Source organism: Streptococcus sp. HMSC061E03, from assembly GCF_001813505.1.
Taxonomy (GTDB): Bacteria; Bacillota; Bacilli; order Lactobacillales; family Streptococcaceae; genus Streptococcus.
In genome coordinates this window covers 42,160-62,693 of sequence record NZ_KV812786.1, presented here as the reverse complement: position 1 = coordinate 62,693, position 20,534 = coordinate 42,160, and the positions used below count along the sequence as shown (strand labels likewise).

At 41.0% G+C, this 20,534-nt stretch carries 15 protein-coding genes; 7 read left to right on the top strand and 8 right to left on the bottom strand.

Annotation, left to right across the window (positions count from 1 at the left end; translation table 11 throughout):
- Nucleotides 1-27 precede the first annotated feature (27 nt).
- Nucleotides 28-969 (top strand): YitT family protein, encoded by a 942-nt coding sequence (locus HMPREF2917_RS06935; protein WP_003009152.1) that lies wholly within the window; start codon nucleotides 28-30, stop codon nucleotides 967-969.
- A 29-nt stretch (nucleotides 970-998) separates the two neighbouring features.
- Here the strand turns inward: HMPREF2917_RS06935 and pulA are convergent, their stop codons facing one another.
- The 6 genes from pulA to HMPREF2917_RS06905 all read right to left on the bottom strand — a co-directional run bounded on the left by pulA (nucleotide 999) and on the right by HMPREF2917_RS06905 (nucleotide 8,558).
- Complete coding sequence (pulA, locus tag HMPREF2917_RS06930; protein ID WP_070589847.1) at nucleotides 999-3,074, bottom strand: type I pullulanase; 2,076 nt, start codon at nucleotides 3,072-3,074, stop codon at nucleotides 999-1,001.
- An 8-nt stretch (nucleotides 3,075-3,082) separates the two neighbouring features.
- Nucleotides 3,083-4,066, bottom strand: a complete 984-nt coding sequence (locus HMPREF2917_RS06925) for a LacI family DNA-binding transcriptional regulator (protein ID WP_013904333.1) — start codon at nucleotides 4,064-4,066, stop codon at nucleotides 3,083-3,085.
- A gap of 11 nt (nucleotides 4,067-4,077) precedes the next feature.
- Nucleotides 4,078-4,890 carry a DUF1189 family protein gene (locus HMPREF2917_RS06920; protein ID WP_021154118.1) on the bottom strand — a complete coding sequence of 271 codons (813 nt, stop codon included), beginning with the start codon at nucleotides 4,888-4,890 and terminating at the stop codon, nucleotides 4,078-4,080.
- A 144-nt stretch (nucleotides 4,891-5,034) separates the two neighbouring features.
- Nucleotides 5,035-5,877 (bottom strand): sugar ABC transporter permease, encoded by an 843-nt coding sequence (locus HMPREF2917_RS06915; RefSeq protein ID WP_021154117.1) that lies wholly within the window; start codon nucleotides 5,875-5,877, stop codon nucleotides 5,035-5,037.
- Nucleotide 5,878: 1 nt separating this feature from the next.
- Nucleotides 5,879-7,174, bottom strand: coding sequence for a sugar ABC transporter permease (locus HMPREF2917_RS06910; protein ID WP_070589844.1), 1,296 nt, complete (start codon nucleotides 7,172-7,174; stop codon nucleotides 5,879-5,881).
- 127 nt (nucleotides 7,175-7,301) lie between these two features.
- The gene (locus HMPREF2917_RS06905; RefSeq protein ID WP_023919928.1) at nucleotides 7,302-8,558 is read right to left on the bottom strand and encodes an extracellular solute-binding protein; all 1,257 of its coding nucleotides are present in this window, start codon (nucleotides 8,556-8,558) and stop codon (nucleotides 7,302-7,304) included.
- Nucleotides 8,559-9,007: 449 nt separating this feature from the next.
- Between HMPREF2917_RS06905 and malQ the strand changes: the two genes are divergently transcribed.
- From malQ to nrdI, 5 genes are all read left to right on the top strand, one after another.
- On the top strand, nucleotides 9,008-10,537 hold the full coding sequence (gene malQ, locus HMPREF2917_RS06900) for a 4-alpha-glucanotransferase (protein ID WP_070589841.1): 1,530 nt from the start codon (nucleotides 9,008-9,010) through the stop codon (nucleotides 10,535-10,537).
- Between the two features lie 45 nt (nucleotides 10,538-10,582).
- Nucleotides 10,583-12,841, top strand: coding sequence for a glycogen/starch/alpha-glucan family phosphorylase (gene glgP, locus HMPREF2917_RS06895; RefSeq protein WP_070589838.1), 2,259 nt, complete (start codon nucleotides 10,583-10,585; stop codon nucleotides 12,839-12,841).
- Nucleotides 12,842-13,329: 488 nt separating this feature from the next.
- Nucleotides 13,330-16,140, top strand: coding sequence for a GbpC/Spa domain-containing protein (locus tag HMPREF2917_RS06890; protein WP_070589835.1), 2,811 nt, complete (start codon nucleotides 13,330-13,332; stop codon nucleotides 16,138-16,140).
- Between the two features lie 426 nt (nucleotides 16,141-16,566).
- Nucleotides 16,567-17,082: an ABC transporter permease gene (locus tag HMPREF2917_RS06880; RefSeq protein WP_070589829.1), complete on the top strand. Its 516-nt coding sequence runs from the start codon at nucleotides 16,567-16,569 to the stop codon at nucleotides 17,080-17,082.
- A gap of 61 nt (nucleotides 17,083-17,143) precedes the next feature.
- A complete protein-coding gene (nrdI, locus tag HMPREF2917_RS06875) occupies nucleotides 17,144-17,599 on the top strand; it encodes a class Ib ribonucleoside-diphosphate reductase assembly flavoprotein NrdI (protein WP_070587707.1) in 456 nt (151 codons plus the stop codon).
- A gap of 242 nt (nucleotides 17,600-17,841) precedes the next feature.
- Here the strand turns inward: nrdI and HMPREF2917_RS06870 are convergent, their stop codons facing one another.
- Both HMPREF2917_RS06870 and argS read right to left on the bottom strand, forming a co-directional pair.
- Nucleotides 17,842-18,087 carry a hypothetical protein gene (locus HMPREF2917_RS06870; RefSeq protein ID WP_023919916.1) on the bottom strand — a complete coding sequence of 82 codons (246 nt, stop codon included), beginning with the start codon at nucleotides 18,085-18,087 and terminating at the stop codon, nucleotides 17,842-17,844.
- A 152-nt stretch (nucleotides 18,088-18,239) separates the two neighbouring features.
- Nucleotides 18,240-19,928, bottom strand: a complete 1,689-nt coding sequence (gene argS / locus HMPREF2917_RS06865) for an arginine--tRNA ligase (RefSeq protein ID WP_070589826.1) — start codon at nucleotides 19,926-19,928, stop codon at nucleotides 18,240-18,242.
- Between the two features lie 104 nt (nucleotides 19,929-20,032).
- Here argS and argR point away from each other — a divergent pair, with 104 nt between their 5' ends.
- Nucleotides 20,033-20,473 carry an arginine repressor gene (gene argR, locus HMPREF2917_RS06860; RefSeq protein ID WP_023919910.1) on the top strand — a complete coding sequence of 147 codons (441 nt, stop codon included), beginning with the start codon at nucleotides 20,033-20,035 and terminating at the stop codon, nucleotides 20,471-20,473.
- The last annotated feature ends 61 nt before the right edge of the window (nucleotides 20,474-20,534 follow it).

Sequence of the window (20,534 nt, the reverse complement as noted above, 5' to 3'; positions counted from 1 at the left end):
CCTTTTCTTCTAATCGATGGATTGAAAATGAAAAAAATTCGCTTTCATAAGCTATTTCGCTATCATGTGCGGCGACTAGCTTATAACATTAAATTATTGCGCGTGCTGAAGAGCATCTCCCGTGAGAAATACGATGAAAAAGTGTCAGCTTCCTTGCTGTATGGTTTTCTATCAGCGATTGCCGTCAACTTCTTCTTTCAACCAGGACATGTATACTCCAGCGGTGCAACAGGTCTAGCTCAGATTTTATCTGTTCTGAGCCAACGCTTTATTGGCTTTACGATTCCGGTTTCGTTGACCTTTTATGCCATCAATATCCCTTTGATGATTGTGGCTTGGTATCAAATTGGCCATAAATTTACCATCTTTACCTTTATTACGGTTTCGATGAGTTCCCTCTTTATTCAGTTCGTGCCAGTGATTACGTTGACCAACGATCCGATCATGAATGCCCTATTTGGTGGGGTTGTCATGGGAACAGGGATTGGTTTTGCTCTTCGGAACAACATTTCCAGTGGAGGAACGGATATTGTCAGTTTGACGATTCGAAAACGGACAGGAAAGAATGTCGGCAGCATCTCCTTTTTGGTCAATGGGACCATTATGTTGATCGCTGGTCTGACCTTTGGTTGGAAGTATGCTCTTTACTCTATGATTACCATCTTCGTATCGAGTCGAGTAACGGATGCTGTCTTTACCAAGCAAAAACGGATGCAGGCAATGATCGTAACGAGCCAGCCAGATGCCATTATTGAAAAGATCCATAAAAAATTGCATCGTGGAGCAACCATTATCCACAATGCAGAGGGAACCTATAACCATCAGGAAAAAGCGGTTCTGTTGACAGTTATTACGCGTGCAGAGTTTAATGAATTCAAATATATTATGAAAAAAGCTGATCCTCAGGCTTTTATCACCATTTCAGAAAACGTTCATATCATTGGACGCTTTGTGGAAACAGAAGAATAAAAATAAAGGTCACCACATTGTGGTGACCTTTATTTTGTTGATTCAGTTTCATGAAGAAGGAGCCAACTATGGGCAGGAATAGAAAGTTCCTTTCCTTTAGGAATAGGGGTTTTTAGGTTGGCATGAGGATAGGCAAATAACAGCTGGCTATCGCTCGGATGTTGATAGGTCTGTTCTTGATCACCGATATTGACAAGAATCGTTATTTTTTCACGATCTTTCTCAATCGTGTAGATTAAATGATGATCAGACAACCATTTGACATCACAGTAGTCGCGAATCTCTTGCCCTTTTTTCAAACGAAGGAGTGGCTGTGATTTCCGATAAGCAATCAATTCTTCAAGAAAAGCAATTTCTTCTTGGCATTTTGGAAGGGATGTCCAGTCCAATTGGTTGAGACTATCTGGCAAGTTATAGGTGTTGTCTTCGAGCCCTTTTGTGCGATAAAATTCTTGACCAGCATGGATAAACGGCACTCCTTGAGCTAGTAACACTAAATGAAGAGCTAATCGTGAGAGAGCTTTTCGATCTTCTAGACGAATCTCTTCCTTTTCAAGTTGGAAATAATCAAAAACAGTTGCATTGTCGTGGCATTCGACGTACTGAATGGCTTGTTGAGGTTGGGTGAAATGAGCAGGCCCTAGCTTCCCGACATTCGCCGTTAGAATGTTAGCGAAATCATTCGCAGAATGTTGACTCTCACGACGGTGACCAGCTACAAGTGTTCTCTTGATCGTATCCCGGAAGTTATCACTGAAAAAGCCAAAGGCTGGTAATCGTTTCGCGTTATATTGGTGAGCGAGCTGATCTTCAGAGAGGCCTGTATCCATCTTCCACCCTTCCCCATAGAGATAGATGTTAGGATAGATTTCACGGAGTTCTTCTGCAATCTCTGTCATGGTTTGAATGTCTAGGATTCCCATCAAGTCAAAGCGGAAACCATCAAAGCCGTAGAGGGAAACCCATTGTTTGAGGGATTGCTTGATATAGTGTCTCACCATGGAGCGTTCACTTGCTACGTCATTTCCACAGAAAGTTCCATTGGTCCGCTCGCCCTCTGCATTATAACGGTAGAAATAACCAGGAACGATCTGTTCAAAAGCGTACTCATCTGCCTGGTAGACATGATTGTAGACTACATCCATGATGACACTCAGATTAGCCCGGTGATAGGTGTCAATGGTGTCTTGGAGCTCTAGGATTCGTGCATAAGGATCGTTAGGATCACTCGCATAGCTTCCTTCTGGAACATTGTATTGAACAGGATCATAGCCCCAGTTGTAGGCTTTCCATTGATCCTCTTCATCGACACTACCGAAATCGTAGACTGGAAGTAACTGTACATGGGTAATGCCCAGTTTTTGAAGGTAATCAAATCCAAGAACCTCACCATTGAGTTGGGGCGACTCTGTCAGGCCTTTAAACTTACCAGGGTGTTTAAAGCCAGCCTCTTTTTGGGCAGAGAAATCCCGAACGCTCATCTCGTAGATGATTGCTTCTGTTGGGTCTAATTGACGAGTGGCACGCCTGATAGGACGTGTGATCTTCTTCCAGTCGATGACCAAGCTATCTCCAGAGTTCGCTAAAGAGGATAGAGCATAGGGATCATGAATCCGACGTTCTAGGCCATTGACACGAAACTCATAGTGGTAGGCAGCTCCTTCCCAATCCCCTTTGAGCACGAGTTCCCAGACACCGTTTTCTGTACGATTCATCGGATAGACCTGATCTTCGATATGAAGGGTCACATTTTGCGAAATCGGTGCCCAGAATTTAAATTGAGTCTGATGTGGTGTGTAGAAACTTCCTAGATCCTCTCCACTATAGGTGAAGGTTTGATCAAAAATGGGTTTGCGAACAATTTGACGATAGTGGAGAATAGAAGAATTTCCAGCAGCATCGTAGATGGTGTACTCTTCTCCCAGTTCAAGCGGAACAGGGCTTAAGAAATAGTCTCCTGTATCAGTCGCTCCACTTGACGTTTTGACAGGGATTAAGGCAAGATGACCTTGGTTCGTTTTCAAATAAAAAGGAAGGATATGCTCCTCTCCCTTTTGGATACGAATGAGGTCTTGGTCATCTAAATAAGCAGTAAATGTAGACATAAAGACTCCTAGAGTTTCGTAATGGTATGGTCAATCAATTGACGGTAGCAAACGGTTTTTCCTTCTTTGTGATCCTTGATAATTTGTAGAATTGTCCGAACAGACTCACGTCCGAGTTCCACTGCATTGATGTCAATATAGGCTTCAATATCGAGTCGTGGCTTAATCGAATCAAAGGAAATAATCGGGATTGTCAGCTGGTGTTCTAATAGGTATTGGCGCACCCCTTCAGCAACGAGAATATCGGTTGTCATGATGGCATCTAACTCTGCTAGGGGAAGGCTCTCCATCATTTGATAAGAATTGTCTTCCAACATAAAACCAAATGAGAAATGAACCAGTTTTTCATCGAGAGGAATCCCTGCTTTTTGGAGGGCTTCTTTATAACCTTCGTAGCGGTCTTGAGATACGAACAGTTCTTTGTTTCCCCCGATAAAAGCAATTTTTCGGTAGTTTTGTTGAATGAAATAATCCGTCGCATCAAATGCAGCCTTGATATTATCATTATCCACTAGCGATACAAAAGGTGAAGCTGCCTTTCCGAGAATGAGGAAGGGGAACTTGTCTTTGATCGCAAATTCAACGAGGGGATCATTCGGGTTGGAATAAAGGAAAATCAAACCATCTACACGATTTCCGTAGATGAGTTGTTTGAGGTTGTCGAGCCGCCGTTCTTCATTTTGCCCCGTACAGATTTGGATGGCATAATCATTGTCTGACGCGATCTGGGTAATCCCTCTTAAAACAGTTGGGAAGAAAGGATTCTGGTAGAAGACGTCACTGTCGATTGGTAGGACCAAAGCAATGACTTGACTAGATTGGCTGACAAGGCTGCGAGCATTAAGATTGGGATGGTAGTCCAATTCGACCATGGCCTCACGGACACGTTTTTTTGTTTCATCACTAATCGTGGATTTGTTTTGGATGACGCGCGTGACAGTTGAAGGCGCGACGCCAGCGAGTTTCGCCACATCTTTGATGGTAACACGCATGAGAAAACCTCCTAGCGGTGATAGTCTGGATCACGGAAGTGGGTCTTATAAAATACCATAGCAAGATAGAGTACAAATAAGACATTTTGGATCATGATCGTCGTAGTAAATACTTGATGGAATAGTAAACTGATGAAGACACTCAGTAAAATAGGGAGTCCCAAGCAATTCAGAATACAATTGAAACATTCCTTGAAAGTTTGTAGTGAAAAGAGTCGAGATTTTCGTGTCAAGTAGAGGAAGAAAGATGCCCCTACGATGAGAATCAAATAATTGACTGTCGATAAGAAGCCAGAGAAAATCACGAGAAAGAGACTGACAGGGAGTCGATTGTCGCGAAACCAATCGCTAGAGATAGCTTGAGTGAAGCTTTTTTTATCCCGAAGGCTCTCTTGATTAATAGCCTGGTATGAGACTGTAGCGAGTTCTTTATTCTCTTTTGAGATAATCAATTGTTTGCGATCAAAATGGAGTGTTAACTCCTTGCCTTCACTAGCCTTTGCCTCTTGGCCTAAGATAACCTGTCCTTTTGAAGTCTTGTGTACAGGGTTAGTCCCTGTATAGGTGAGCTCTTGGTCTTTGATCACGACGTGTTCTTGGATATCTTTCATAACGTCTGTTGATAAAGGATCAAACACATCGCTGACAAAGGTTGTCAAAGGATAGGTTTTGAGTTGAGCATTTTGCAGAGCCACAGGTAATAGTGTGATAGAGATTAGAAAGAAAGAAGTAAAAATCATTTGGAACCAGCTCAGTTTTTTGCGGTTTGCAAAAGAAGAGCGGAAATTGAAGATACTTGCGAAATAATTAAAAGGATAGGGCATAAGATGACCTTTCTAAATATAAGAGTATCAGAAATGCAAAGAGAAATCTCTTTGCATTGATTTTATTCTTAACGAAGGGTAGTAAAGCATCCACCATACTACCCTCAACTTAAAAATAAAATGTGCTTGAAATAAGATTCTATTTTATCCTTTATCTCCACCAGCTGTCAAGCCTGAAACAAAGTTCTTTTGTAGGAAGAAGAATAAGATACAGATTGGAACCGCGATCAAAATAGCACCGGCTGCAAAGAAGGCGATTTTTTGATTTTTTTGGTCACTGATAAAGGTTTGAAGACCAACGGCTACCGTATAGTTCACTTCGTCACGAAGCAAGAATTTAGACAAGATATAGTCTCCGAAAGGCCCCATGAAAGCCCAAAGTGCTTGAACGGCAATCATTGGACGAACAAGAGGAAGGACGATTTGCCAGAAGCGACGGAAGTGTCCAGCTCCATCCAATTTCGCAGATTCATCGAGGGAAATTGGAACAGTATCAAAGTATCCCTTCATCAACCAGGCATTCATTGGAATACCACCACCAACATAAAGGAAGATCAAGAACCAAGGTTGGTTCAAGGCATTCAGCATCAAAGCCATAACGAAGAAGGCTGTGAGGGCTGCCATGGTTGGGACCATTTGAATAATCAAGAAGAAGACCAAACTTTGTTTACGCGCCAAGAAATTGTAACGGCTGTATGCGTAACCTGCGAAGGTAACGATACTTGTTTGTACAATCATGGTGATAATGGCGATAACCAAGGTGTTCATATACCAAGTGCCATAATGGGTTTCAGAGAAAAGTTTTGAGAAGTTATCAAAACTAAGATTGCCACTAAAATCAAGTGTAAAGGCACTGACATTCCCTGATTTGAAGGCTGATAGAACCGTAATCAACAATGGATAAATGATAACGATTGAAAGAACCACCATGTACAGGTAAGTCAAGAAATGATTGAGGCGGCGTTTAAATTGAACTGAATTTTTCATTTTATACATCCTCCATATCAAATGCATGTAGTTTCTTGAAGGCAACCATAGAGATTGAGATCACAATCACAGAGATAATCAAGGTTACCGCTGCAGCCATTGAATATTGAGGAGAAGAATTGGTTGTCAACTTGTAGATCCATGAGATCAAGATATCTGTAGATCCGGCGTTTCCTCCGACAGAACCAGGTCCCCCATCGTTAAACAAGTAAATGATGGAGAAGTTATTAAAGTTGAAGGTATATTGACTGATCAAAGTTGGAGCTGCAACAGCCATAATCATTGGGAAAGTGATGCTGCGGAATTTTTGCCAACCGTTGGCACCATCAATATAAGCAGCTTCGTAAAGATCGTTTGGAATAGATTGAAGAATCCCTAAAGTCAGGACGTAGATGTAAGGGAAGCCGAGCCAACCTTGCATCATAATCAAAGCAATTTTTGTCCAGGTAGGATCTGTTTTCCAAGGAATCAAAACGCCATCTAAGAATGGGAAGATCTTCGCAAACAATGGGATAACTTGTGCATTGATAGCACCGACACTATCGTTAAACATATTTGAGAAAGTTAGGATAGTGATGAAGGCTGGAACAGCCCAAGGAAGCAAGAAGATAACCCCAAAGATTCGTTTTCCTTTTACGAATGGTTGGTTGGCAACAATAGCGGTCAAGATACCGAGTACGATTTGAAGAGTAGAAGCTGCGAGGGCCCAAATAAAGGTCCAACCAAGAACCGATGTGAAGGCTGAGCGGAAGGTACTCAAGGTCCACATATTAGTGAAGTTTTGGAACCCGATCCAATCAAGCAAGGCTGTTGGAGCGGTATGTTTGAAGTCGTAGTTGGTAAAGGCGATCATCAAAGTTACTAAAACTGGGAAGATAATCGCAAATGTCATAGCAATGTATGAAGGAATGATCAATAAATATGGGAAGCCATTTTCATAGATGGCTTGAACCATTTCTTTTCCAGTTTTTGGAACAGCAATGCCATTGTTGATACGTTTTGCAACGGTTCCAGCATCCTTAATATTTAAGGCATAAAATAGGAAGTAAACAATGGTAATGATCAAGTGGAAGGCGCCACGAATCAAGATAAAGAGAGAATTATCTTGTCCACGGACGGTTCCAAGTGTAACCAATTTCGCTAATTCTCCAGCTCCAATTCCTAGGAAATAGGCGAGAAAGAGAATGGTTACGGCAAGAAAAATATAGCCTTTGGTTTTTTGTTTGTTATAAATTTGCCCAAGACCCGGGATCAAAGAGAGCCACATAGCCTTTTTAGGGTTTTGTTCTGTAGTCATTCAAATCTCCTTATAATGTCCTTGCTAGAGAGCAGGAAGACAAGTCAGACAGTAAGTTGTGCTTGAAAATTGAACATAAGAGGTTGGGACTTTGTCTCCAACCTCTTACTCACACCTAAAAACTGTCTTATTTGCTACCGAATTTTTGTTCGATGGTTTCTTTAATCAATTTCACTGCATCGTCAGCAGATGCTTTTGCAGATTTTTTACCACTTACAGCATCGAAAAGCATAGTAGCAGCTGGATCCCAAACAGCACTCATTTCTGAGATATTTGGCATTGGTTGAGCATTCTTGAATTGATCAACAACGGCAGTTGTCAATTCATCGTTTTTGCTAACCGCATATTTACGAGCTTCTGTGTTGGCAGGAACTTCATTGGTCTTGTCAAACAAAGCTTTTTGTTGGTCAGTACTTGTCAAGAAGTCAATGAATTTTTGAGCGCCATCAAGGTTTTTCGCACCTGCAGGGATAACCCAAGCTTTACCACCACCAAAGGCAGAGTATTGTTTTCCGTTTGGAAGAGTTGGAATCGTTGCGACACCGTAGTTTACTTTAGCTTCTTTCAATGAAGCAGCTTTCCAAGGACCATCGATGATAGCAGCTGTTTTACCTTCTTGGAATTGTGTTTGGATGAAGTTAGCAGCAGCTTTTGTATCTTGCAAACCTTTTGGCCATTTAGCATACCAAGTTTTTGCATATTCGATACCATCGATAGAACCTTGGTTGTTCAATCCAATATCTTTAGGATCTGTACCGTCTTTACCAAACACATAACCGCCGTTACCTGAAAGTAAACCGTAAGTGTAGTAGAAGTTTGTCCAGTCAGCTAAGAAGGCAGTTGTTTTACCAGGTTCGCTAGCGAAGTCGTACTTGCTATCTTTTGCAAGATTTTCAAGATCACCAAATGTTTTTGGAGCTTCGCTTACAAGATCTTTGTTATAGTAGAGAACCAATGTTTCGATGACAGCAGGTGCACCGTAAACTTTACCACCGTTTGTTACAAGAGCTTCAGTTGTTTTATCTGTATGGCTATCTTTGTTTAATGTCACTTCAGCCAATTGACCATCGCTACCAAGACCACCTACACGGTCGTATGGAGCCATCATTACGTCTGGAGCTTTTTTAGATTGGTTATCAAGAGAAAGGTTATCCAATCCACCAAGAGCATCACCAGTCTTGATGTTAATTTTTACGCCATTTTCTTTTTCAAAAGCTTTTGCAGCTTCTTCAACATAAGATTTGTAGCCTTTGTCTACATAGACGTTGATTTCTTTACTTGCCTCAGAAGAACCTGATGAGTTATTGCTACAAGCAGCAAGTAAGAAGCCGGCAAAACCAACTGTACCAAGTACAGCAGCACTACGTAAAATTGTACGTTTCATGATTTATTCCTCCTAAAGAATAAAAAAAGATAATAATTAGAAACCGTTTTAGACAAACGTTTTCCTAAAACGTCTTAAGTATATCACAAGGCGAAAACGTTTGCAAGTAGTTTTAAACAATTTTTTTAAAAATATTTTAATTCCGAACTTTCTTCTATAAAATGCATCAAATTTGTTGACATTAGCCAAAGGAAAGAATACACTAAGGGGGTGAGGACATTCTGAAAAAAGTTAAAAAAGTTTTTAAGAAATCCCTTGCAGAAAATAGGGAAAAAGTTTATAATAACATGGTACGCAAACGTTTTCGCAAAAATTGCGTAAACTGAGTTGCGCCTGTTCGATTTTTAACAAAGAGTAGAGCCGCTTGAGAGCTGGATACGACTCTGCAACGATACCCATACCGTGCACCGAATCGCAGGCTTCAAAGAAATAAAAAGAGGTGGTAACCCATGAAAAAACGTCAAAGTGGTGTTTTGATGCACATTTCTTCCCTTCCTGGACAATACGGGATCGGATCATTCGGTCAATCAGCATATGATTTTGTTGATTTCCTCGTTCGGACCAAGCAACGTTACTGGCAAATCTTGCCGCTTGGTACAACTAGTTATGGAGACTCTCCATACCAATCTTTCTCAGCTTTTGCTGGGAACACTCATTTTATTGATTTCGATCTTTTGATCGAGCAAGGTTTGTTAACAGAAGCAGACCTTAAAGGAGTGGACTTTGGTCAAGATCCTACTCAAGTGGATTATGCAAAGGTTTTCGAACAACGTCGTCCCTTGCTTGAAAAAGCAGTTGCGAATTTCTTAAAATCAAGTGATCAAAAAGAATTCCAAGAATTTTGTGAAGCCAATGCTTCTTGGTTGGAGCTCTTCGCAGAATACATGGCTATCAAAGAACACTTTGATTTAAAAGCTTGGACAGAATGGCCAGATGCAGCTATTCGTGCGCGTGAGCCAAAAGCTTTGGCTAAATACCGTGAAGAATTGGCTGATAAATTGACTTACCATCGTGTAACTCAATTCTTCTTCTTCCAACAATGGTTGGCCTTGAAAGCTTATGCCAACGACCACCACATTGAAATTGTGGGAGATATGCCAATCTATGTAGCGGAAGATTCAAGTGACATGTGGGCTAATCCTCATCTCTTCAAAACAGATGAAAACGGAAAAGCAACTTGCATTGCAGGATGCCCGCCAGATGAGTTCTCAGCAACTGGTCAACTTTGGGGGAACCCAATCTATGACTGGGAAGCAATGGACAAAGATGGCTACCAATGGTGGATTGAACGCTTGCGTGAAAGCTTCAAGATCTATGACATCGTTCGGATCGACCACTTCCGTGGTTTTGAGTCTTACTGGGAAATCCCTGCTGGTTCTGAAACTGCAGCACCAGGTAAATGGGTCAAAGGTCCTGGCTACAAACTCTTTGCAGCCGTGAAGGAAGAGCTCGGTGATTTGAACATCATCGCTGAGGACCTTGGCTTTATGACGGATGAAGTTATTGAGCTTCGCGAACGTACTGGCTTCCCAGGAATGAAGATTCTTCAATTCGCCTTCAATCCTGACGATGAAAGTATCGATAGCCCTCACTTGGCACCAAACAACTCTGTGATGTACACTGGAACACATGATAACAACACAGTTCTTGGATGGTACCGCAATGAAATCGACGATCCAACTCGTGAGTATCTTGCTCGTTATACCAACCGGAAAGAGTACGAATCTGTACCGCATGCTATGCTTCGCACCGTCTTTGCTTCCGTCAGCTTCATGGCGATTGCTACGATGCAAGACTTGCTTGAGTTAGATGGCTCAGCTCGGATGAACTTCCCATCTACTCTCGGTGGTAACTGGTCATGGCGAATGACAGCGGATCAATTGACTCCAGCTGTCGAGCAAGAATTGCTTGATTTCACTACGATCTATCGTCGTGAAAACAAAGACTTGAAAAAAGAAGTTAAGAAAGCAAAAAAATAATCTTTCCCCCCTATTAAAATTGTTGAAACAAAGGAGACTCCCAACATGGAATCATTACAAAAATATGTGATTGATCATCATCAAAAAACAATTGCTGAATGTTCAAATGAAGAATTGTACATTGCCTTGCTAAATTACACCAAGCAAGCAAGCGCTCAAAAGAAATTAAATACTGGTAAGAAAAAAGTTTACTACATCTCAGCTGAGTTCTTGATCGGTAAACTCTTGTCTAACAACTTGATCAACTTGGGTCTTTACGACGATGTTAAAAAAGAATTGTCAGATGCTGGTAAAGACTTGATCGAAGTCGAAGAAGTGGAATTGGAACCATCACTTGGTAACGGTGGTTTGGGACGTTTGGCAGCCTGCTTTATCGACTCTATCTCAAGTCTTGGTTTGACAGGGGATGGGGTTGGTTTGAACTACCACTTTGGTTTGTTCCAACAAGTCCTTAAAAACAACCAACAAGAAACGATTCCAAACGCATGGTTGACTGACCAAAGCTGGCTCGTTCGTTCAAGCCGTAGCTACCAAGTGCCATTTGCACACTTCACATTGACTTCTACCCTTTATGATATCGATGTCCCTGGTTACAAGATTGATACCAAGAACCGTTTGCGTTTGTTCGACTTGGATTCAGTTGATTCATCTATTATTGAAGATGGTATTAACTTTGACAAGACAGATATCGCTCGCAACTTGACCCTCTTCTTGTACCCAGATGATAGTAACCGTCAAGGGGAATTGCTCCGTATCTTCCAACAATACTTCATGGTATCAAACGGTGCACAATTGATCATCGACGAAGCCATCGAAAAAGGAAGCAACTTGCATGACCTTGCTGACTATGCTGTTGTCCAAATCAACGATACTCACCCATCAATGGTCATCCCTGAATTGATCCGTCTTTTGACAGAACGTGGTATTGGAATGGATGAAGCCATCTCTATCGTTCGTAGCATGACGGCTTACACTAACCACACAATCCTTGCAGAAGCCCTTGAAAAATGGCCACTTGAATTCTTGCAAGAAGTGGTTCCTCACTTGGTTCCAATCATTGAAGAATTGGACCGCCGTGTTCGCGCTGAATACAAAGATCCAGCTGTTCAAATCATCGATGAGAATGATCGCGTACACATGGCGCACATGGATATCCACTATGGATTTAGCGTAAACGGGGTAGCAGCACTTCACACAGAAATCTTGAAGAATTCTGAGTTGAAAGCCTTCTACGACATTTACCCTGAAAAATTCAACAACAAAACAAACGGTATCACATTCCGTCGTTGGCTCATGCATGCCAACCCAACCTTGTCACACTACTTGGATGATATCCTCGGACGTGACTGGCACCATGACGCATCTAAATTGGAAGACCTTCTTTCTTATGAAGATAAAGATGCAGTCAAAGCAAAATTGGAAAACATCAAGTCTCACAACAAACGTAAATTGGCTCGTTTCTTGAAAGACCATCAAGGTGTGGAAATCAATCCTAACTCTATCTTTGATACCCAAATCAAACGTCTCCACGAATACAAACGTCAACAAATGAACGCTTTGTATGTGATCCACAAATACTTGGACATCAAAGCTGGAAATATCCCTGCTCGCCCAATCACTGTTCTCTTTGGTGGTAAAGCAGCTCCTGCCTACACCATTGCACAAGATATCATCCACTTGATCCTTTGCTTGTCTGAAGTGATTGCAAACGATCCAGCAGTAGCTCCACACTTGCAAGTGGTGATGGTTGAAAACTACAACGTAACTGCTGCAAGCTACTTGATCCCAGCTAGCGATATTTCTGAGCAAATCTCTCTTGCTTCGAAAGAAGCTTCAGGTACTGGTAACATGAAATTCATGTTGAATGGTGCGTTAACACTTGGTACTATGGATGGAGCAAACGTGGAAATCGCTGAATTGGTTGGACGTGACAACATCTACATCTTCGGTGAAGATTCAGAAACTGTAATCGATCTATATGAGAAATCAGCATACAAATCAGCGGACTTCTATGAACGTGAAGCTATCAAACCATTGGTAGACTTCATTATCAGCGATGCCGTTCTTGCAGTTGGTAACAAGGAACGCTTGACTCGTCTTCACAAGGAATTGATCAACAAAGACTGGTTCATGACTCTTCTTGACTTGGAAGACTACATTGTCACCAAAGAACGTATGTTGGCTGACTACGAAGACCGTGATGCATGGTTGGATCAAGTCATCGTTAACATTGCTAAAGCAGGATTCTTCTCATCTGACCGTACGATCGCTCAGTACAATGAAGATATCTGGCACTTAAACTAATCATTAGTTGTTAGACCAAGGCCCATAAGACCTTGGTCTTTTTTCGTTACTTCTTATTTGGGAAAAGAAATGGAGCTAGTTTAGGGGATGGACACTTCTGTAAGAAGTGTTGTTTTTTTGAATTTTGCAACTCCTAAAGGGAAAAAATTACATAATTTTTTATTTCAGTCTTCAAATCTAATTTATTGGTATAAAAAAATAGTTCCTCTTAAAAAGCCTTCCGGTGAAATTTATAAAAAGAGAAACCGGGATGAAAATCCTTGAAAATAAAGGATTTTTCACAGGTGCTTACATATATTTTCAACTAAAAGATGAGGAAGGTCCGGAAGGTTTGGCGTTTCAAGTTGTTATATCTTTAAAGTAAAATAAAAAATTAAAACGACAAATATTTAAAAATGGTTGATTGTGATACAATAGAGATAACTGAAAGTAGCATATTTTTGCCTCTACAGTGAGATTTTTTTAAACAAAAAAGGAGAGTTTTGAAAATGAAAAGCTATCGTGAACATGTTTCGAAGCAGGAAAAATTTTCAATTCGTAAGTTATCAGTCGGTGTTGTTTCATTGGCCATCGCTGGATTGGCTACTGTTAATACCTACGGAGCAGAAGTGAAAGCAGATGAAGCAACAGCGCCTGCAACTGAAGCGACTACTACGGATACAGCAACAAGCGATGCAGCTGTTTCAACAAGTTCTAAGTTGACATCTACAACTGTGACAGAAGGAAATAAAACAGTTACGACGACTTATGTAGAATCACCAGAACTTGAAAAAGCAAAAGCTGATGCGGCTACAGAAGGTGTGACCGTTACAGAAGAAGCTGAAAAAGTCCAACCATCTATCGCAGCAGCAGAAGCAGATAATAAAGCTCAAACAGCTGAAATCAACACAGTAGTTGATAACTACAAAAAGGCAAAAGCGGAGTATGAAGCAAAATCTCAAGAAATCACATTGATTGAAAAGAGAAATGCGGATGCGGAAGCAGATTACCAAAAGAAAACAGCAAAGTACAATCAGGAAAAGGCAGCTTATGATAAAGCTTTAGAAGAGTACAATACTAAAAAAGCAGCCTACGATGCCAAAGTAGCCGAAAAAGCAGCAGCCGATAAGGCCAATGCAGATGCCAAGGCTAAGTATGATGCAGAAATGGCTGTTTACAATACAGCTAAAGCGCAATATGACAAAGATTTACAAGAATACCAAGCTAAGAAAGCTCAATACGATAAAGATAAAGAAGCTTATGGTAAGTTAGTTGCTAAGAAAGCAGAAGAAGATGCTGCTAAAGCTAAGTATGAAGTTGAGCTTGCAAAATACAATGTAGACCTAGAGCAATACGGCAAAGATTTTGCTACTTATCAAACAAAACTTGCTGAATATCAAACAGCTTTGGCACAGTACAAAGATGCTAAAGCAGCCTATGATAAATACATGAATGATAATGGTTTCCAAGATCTAAAAGATGTTGAAACTGTTCAAGATTTGACCTTCCAACGTGAAGGTGGAGCTACTCATACCATTGATGGTATCAGTACTTATCTCACTCGTGATGCCCAAGCTCGTTTGAATACCAGCAATGTGCATCAGTATGATTCCAATAAATTGGAAGCTTCAGATATTGTAGCAACTAGTCCTTGGGCCAATAATGAAACTGAATTTATTCAAATTAAAGAAGGTGACAAATTTGTTGTAACCTATGACAATTTGAATCAGTCCAGCATGCGTGAAAATAAAAAGGATATGCATCCAATCAAGCGCGTGATTTACCGTTATGAGATTCTAAGTCTCCCATCAAATGATGGCAAAGGAATTGCAGCTATTAGTGCGGACCCAACTGTTACTATGACAGTCGGTGCTTCAACAGACCAAAATAAACCAGTTAAAGTTGCTGTAGATGTTGAATTCTATGATGGTGATGGCAATAAGTTTGATTTGACACAGCACAATGCGATTGTCGCTTTGAACTCCCTTAACCACTGGACGGGTGCTTCCTATGTAGATAGTGGGGATAAACCTCGTGCCCTTACAGTAGAAGCTAAAGATAAAAATGGCAACACCGTTCGTGGAACTTGGAACCCATATGCAGATGGTTCATCAATGAGCATTGAAAACAATGCTGTTGTAGTTAAAAATGGAACAGCTGACTTTGGTACTGCGGACGTCACTATCTCTGCTGAAAATCCGATTAAGATTGTGGCTCAAAACGCAACATGGAATGGCAGCGAATTTGCAGTTAGTGAAGAAACTGTGATTGATGCAACATCTGTTAATGCTTCAGGAGCTGGGAATGGTCATGATATCGGAACAGATGAATTCACATTAGATGGTAAAGATGATGTGATCGGTTCTTATACGATTGATCCAACTTCAGGACGGATCATCTTCACTCCTAAGAAGAAATTTGAAAATGTAGAGCACCAAGAATCTGTAAATGTTGGGAATAATAAATACATTCCAATTCCAAATTCAAGTGTTACTTATGATTCTGCTACAAAAGAGGTAACATCATTTAAAGATAACCAATACATTGAACACGGATCAATCTTTAATGGTGAATCTTCAACGACTCTTGAAGGTTGGGACAATCCATCTTCTCCATACCTCTATTATGGTGGGGCAGGCTTGAAGATGTCTGATGGTCACTTGGTATTTACGGCCAATGGAGCTAATGCTGCTGGTCAACCAACGGTTTACTGGTTTGCCATTAACTCAAATGTTGGTATTCCAAAAAATCCAGGTGAAGCGCCAAAAGAGCCAACAAAACCAACAGAACCTAAGGCACCAACACCACCAACGATTACAATTGAAGTACTACCTGCGGAACCAAGCAAACCAGAAGAACCTAAAGGTCCAACGGCTCCAAAAGAACCTAACTACACTGTGATCATAGTTGATGTGAAGGAACCAAAAGCACCAACTCCACCAACCCAACCAACCCCACCGACTCCTGAAGTCGTTCCAAATACGAATCCGGTGAAACCGGAAGCTGAAGTGAAATGGCATAAGAATAAAGTGGTAACGGAAACAGACATTCCAACTCCACCAACACCAGTTCCTCCAACTCCACCAACTCCATATAACCCACCAACACCAATTGTTCCACCTACACCAATCGTTCCACCAACTCCAGAGGTTCCAACCGAACCAACTCCTGAAGTTCCGGAACAACCTGTACAACCTGCGCAACCACAAACACCTGCGCTTCCAAATACAGGTACAGAAAGCTCAACTGCAGCTGTTCTTGCAGGTGCGATGGCTGGATTGCTTGGATTAGGTCTTGCTCGCAAGAAAAAAGAGGATTAATTCTTATCCCTTTCGTTCATTTATCTAAGTAAAGAAAGTCAGAAGGCAAGTCCTTCTGGCTTTTTTGATGGAGTGATGACCAAATAGTTGAGAAATAGAACAGAATAGTTTTTGGATAAGGAGAGGAAATGGCTTTTATAGACCAAATCGTGTCGAAATGAAGCAGAATAGAAATGGATGACACAAGAAGAAGAGAATGAGGTATACTGGTGCTGTTCGAATGAAAGTTTATAGGACTCCGTTATATCTCTAATCATTCCAATGATACAGTTGCGATGGCTTTTCATCTTTTGCACACATTACTTTTCCAAATGAATTTCATTTGAACGTATCAGTGATCAGGCAAGTGCTTCCACGGTTTTGAGACGCTTGCCTTTCTATCTGTATCGCGATATAATAGGGTGTAAGAAATGAAAAGGAGTTTGTATGAAAAAGAAACCTATCTATCTTTACATCCTGTTATTTTTCTCTACGGTTGGAACCCTGACTTCAGCTGTCTCAACCTTTGGAGCTTCAAAGAGTTTTGAGTTGACAGATGATTTTGCTAAACAACTTGGTTTAACAACGGCTCAAGACAAGGCTGACTATGTGACATATTATGAGAAATCAGCCCAACTCAATCAGTCTCCACTAACCTTTTTATTTGTTTCTCTGATTCTGATTGCTTTGCTGGCAACTTTCTATTTCCTCTTTATGAAGCAGGATCTGTTAACAGCCCATTATACTTATATGGGGCAGATTTTATTAAGTCAAGCCTTCTCTTGCTATAATTATTTTGCAGGGCGTCCGCTATTGGCTAGTTTCTCAAACCCGTCCCTTCGTCAACGATATCTAGCATCTTCGTCCATTGCTTTGTTGCTCTTGACTGCTCTATCTCTTCTCTTCCTTGGAATTGTTTTGTATAAAACCTTGCGTATGAGAAAAGCTCAAGCTAGGGCATAATAGATAAGTTTAGATGGAGCTCTCTTAGAGGATAAGAGAGCTTCTTGATTGGAGAAAAAAGATGAAAGTATCCTTTGTTTATATTAGTCTGAGTGGGAATACAGAGAGTTTTGTCCGTCGCTTAAGTGACTATTTGCTGGAAGTCCATCCCGGACTTGAAATCGAGAAAGTGCATGTGAAAGACCTGGTCAAAGAGGGCCAGCCCTTCTTTGAAATGACCAATCCTTTTATCACTTTTTTGCCAACCTATTTGGAGGGTGGAAATGGTGTTGACAATGGCGATGTGGAAATTTTGACGACAGATGTTGCGGATTTTATTGCTTACGGAGACAATGCCAGCAAGTGCTTAGGAGTGGTTGGATCAGGCAATCGGAATTTTAACAATCAATATTGTTTAACCGCTAAGCAATACAGCCAGCGCTTTGGTTTCCCTATGTTAGCCGATTTTGAAATGCGGGGGATGTTGGGAGATATTAAAAAAGTAGCCGCCATTGTAGAAGAGTTGTATCATCTTTAAAATAAAGAGAGGCTGGGACAAAAGTCCTAGCCTCTTAATTATTTTTGGATTGTAGAGCAAGACGCAGTGGTTGAGTGGGCTCTAATACGCTGATTTCATCAGCTTATACAGCCCTACTCAACTGTGCGGAGGTGGGACGACGAAATCGAATTCTAACGAATTACCGATTTCTGTCCCACTCTCTTATTTGTTGCGACTGAATAGAAGAGGAGTCGCATTTTATATGACTCCTCTTCTATGGCTTATTTTAATTTTTCAGTGATTTCTTTAGCAAGTAGGAGCCCCAATCGATAGTCTTTATTGATGGCATGGATGACATCGTTGATATTGTCGGTCTCTTGGATTTTTTCCTTGATGCTATCTTTGAAAGCTTGATCTTTCAAGAGTTGCTCTTGTAAGAGCCGTTGTAGTTTTTCTCTTTCGTACTTGTTAAATAAAAAGAGGACCACTAGACTGATGAGGATTAAGATGTAAACGGTTTGATTCATAGATTTCTCCTGTATATAAAGGATCTGAAAATGTAGAGATTGAGGGGCATTGGACATGAGAAAAGGAGTGAGAAAGAACTAAATTGAATCGCATTTAGTTTCTCCTCTCACTCCCGTAAGAGATGTTCTACTTATCCATCATAGATAAGAAATTACATTTTCTCAGGTGCATCGACACCAAGTAAGCGAAGAGCTTCTTTTAAGACTACTGCAGTTGAGTAGCTAAGAGCAAGACGGCTTTCGCGTTCTGGGCTTTCATCCAAGATACGAGTGTGTGCATAGTATTTGTTGAAGGCTTGAGCCAAGTTGATAGCATATTTTGCGATCAAGGATGGATCATAGTTTTCAGCGGCACGTTTGACAACACGAGAGAAGTCTTGGAGAAGCTTGATGATTTCCCAGCTTTCAGGATCGCTCAAGCTGTATGTCGCATCTGTAGATGGTGTGAAGTTGGCTTTACGAAGGATGGATTGGATACGAGCGTAAGCGTATTGAACGTAAGGTCCAGTTTCTCCTTCAAAGGATACCATGGCTTCAAGGTCAAAGTCATACCCGTTGCGGCGGTCTGTCTTCAAGTCGTAGAATTTAACCGCACCAACACCGACTGCATGTGCCACTTCTTCCTTGTTTTCCAATTCTGGATTCTTTTCTTCGATCTGAGCTTTGGCACGAGAGATGGCTTCTTGAAGAGTTGGTTCGAGAAGGATGATATTTCCTTTACGAGTTGACAATTTTTGGCGGTTTTTTGTCACCAAACCAAAGTCAACGTGAACCATATCGTCACTCCAGTCAAATCCCATTTTCTTCAAAACAGCTTTCAACTGACGGAAGTGGTTAGATTGTTCTTGACCTACAGCATAGATGTTTTTCACAAAGTTGTAAGTCCGTGCACGGTACATAGCGGTTGCGATATCACGAGTGATATAAAGAGTAGCACCGTCTGATTTTTTGATCATAGCTGGTGGAAGGTTGACATCATCCAACTCAACGATGCTAGCCCCTTTAGATTCTTTCAACAAGCCTTTGTCTTCAAGGATTTGGACAGCTTCATCCATCTTGTCATTGTAGAAAGCTTCTCCGTTTAAGCTATCAAACTCAACACCGAGGAGTTTGTAGATACGGTTGAATTCCACCAAGCTTTCGTCACGGAACCATTGCCACAATTCAGTTGCTTCTGGATCTCCATCTTCCAATTTTTTGAACCATTTACGTCCTTCTTCATCAAGCTCAGGATCGTTTTCGATTTCAGCATTGATACGAACGTAAAGTTTTAGCAATTCATCGATTGGGTTGGCTTCGACAGCTTCCTTGCTACCCCATTTTTTATAAGCGACCATCAAGAGACCAAATTGTTTACCCCAGTCTCCCAAGTGGTTGATTTTAATGGTGTTGTAGCCCATTTTGCGGAAGATGTTTGAAAGAGCATCCCCGATAACGGTTGAGCGCAAGTGACCAACTGAGAATGGTTTTGCAATATTTGGACTTGAAAGGTCGATGGTAATGTTTTGGCCATGACCTTCGTCTTGTTGACCGTAGTCTGCACCTGCTTCGATGACGGATTTGATTACTTGATCAGAGATCTTAGATTTGTCTAAGAAGAAGTTCACGTAAGGTCCAGTTGCAACGACTTTTTCGAAGGCACTTTGGTCGATCTTTTCAGCAATATCTGCAGCGATTGCTTGAGGAGCCTTGCGTTCCACTTTTGCAAGTGAGAAGGCTGGAAAAGCAATGTCACCAAGATCAGATGATTTTGGTTGTTCAAGCAAGTTTAAAATAGCATCTTGGTCAAGAGAGTCAATCACTTTGGCCAATTCACTAGCAATGAGTTCTTTATTATTCATATTAGCTCCTTAGTCCTTTTAACTATTATTTTAACACAATTCTGAGCGAATTTTCAATTTTTTTGGTATAATTTAAAGTATATTTATTCAAAAGTGGAGGTCCAATGAAAAAGACAGAACGTCACCTTTTGATTCAACAAATGATTCGAAATGAAAAATTGTCGACTCAAAAAGAGATTCAGGATCGATTAGAAGCAAAAGGAATTGCTGTAACGCAAACAACTCTGTCACGAGATTTGCGCGATCTGGGTCTAGTCAAGGTGAAACGAAAAGACCAGTTGTATTATATTTTGCCAAATGAGCCTGAGGTGGCAGAGATTTATATTATGTTGTCCAGCCACGCCAAGTCTGTCTCACGAGCAGAATTCACTTTGGTTTTGCGGACAGAGCTAGGAGAAGCAGCTCTCTTGGCCAATGGTGTAGATGAAATGTCAGATGAGCGTATTTTGGGAACAGTAGCAGGGGCCAATACCCTCTTGATTGTTTGTCGAGACCAAGAGGCAGCCATTGAAATTCAAAATGAAATTTTAGGGATGATGCAGTAATCAAGCCCTGTTAAGATGTCAAAAGGAGGAAGATAGTGAGCTATCTACTCCTGTTTTCATC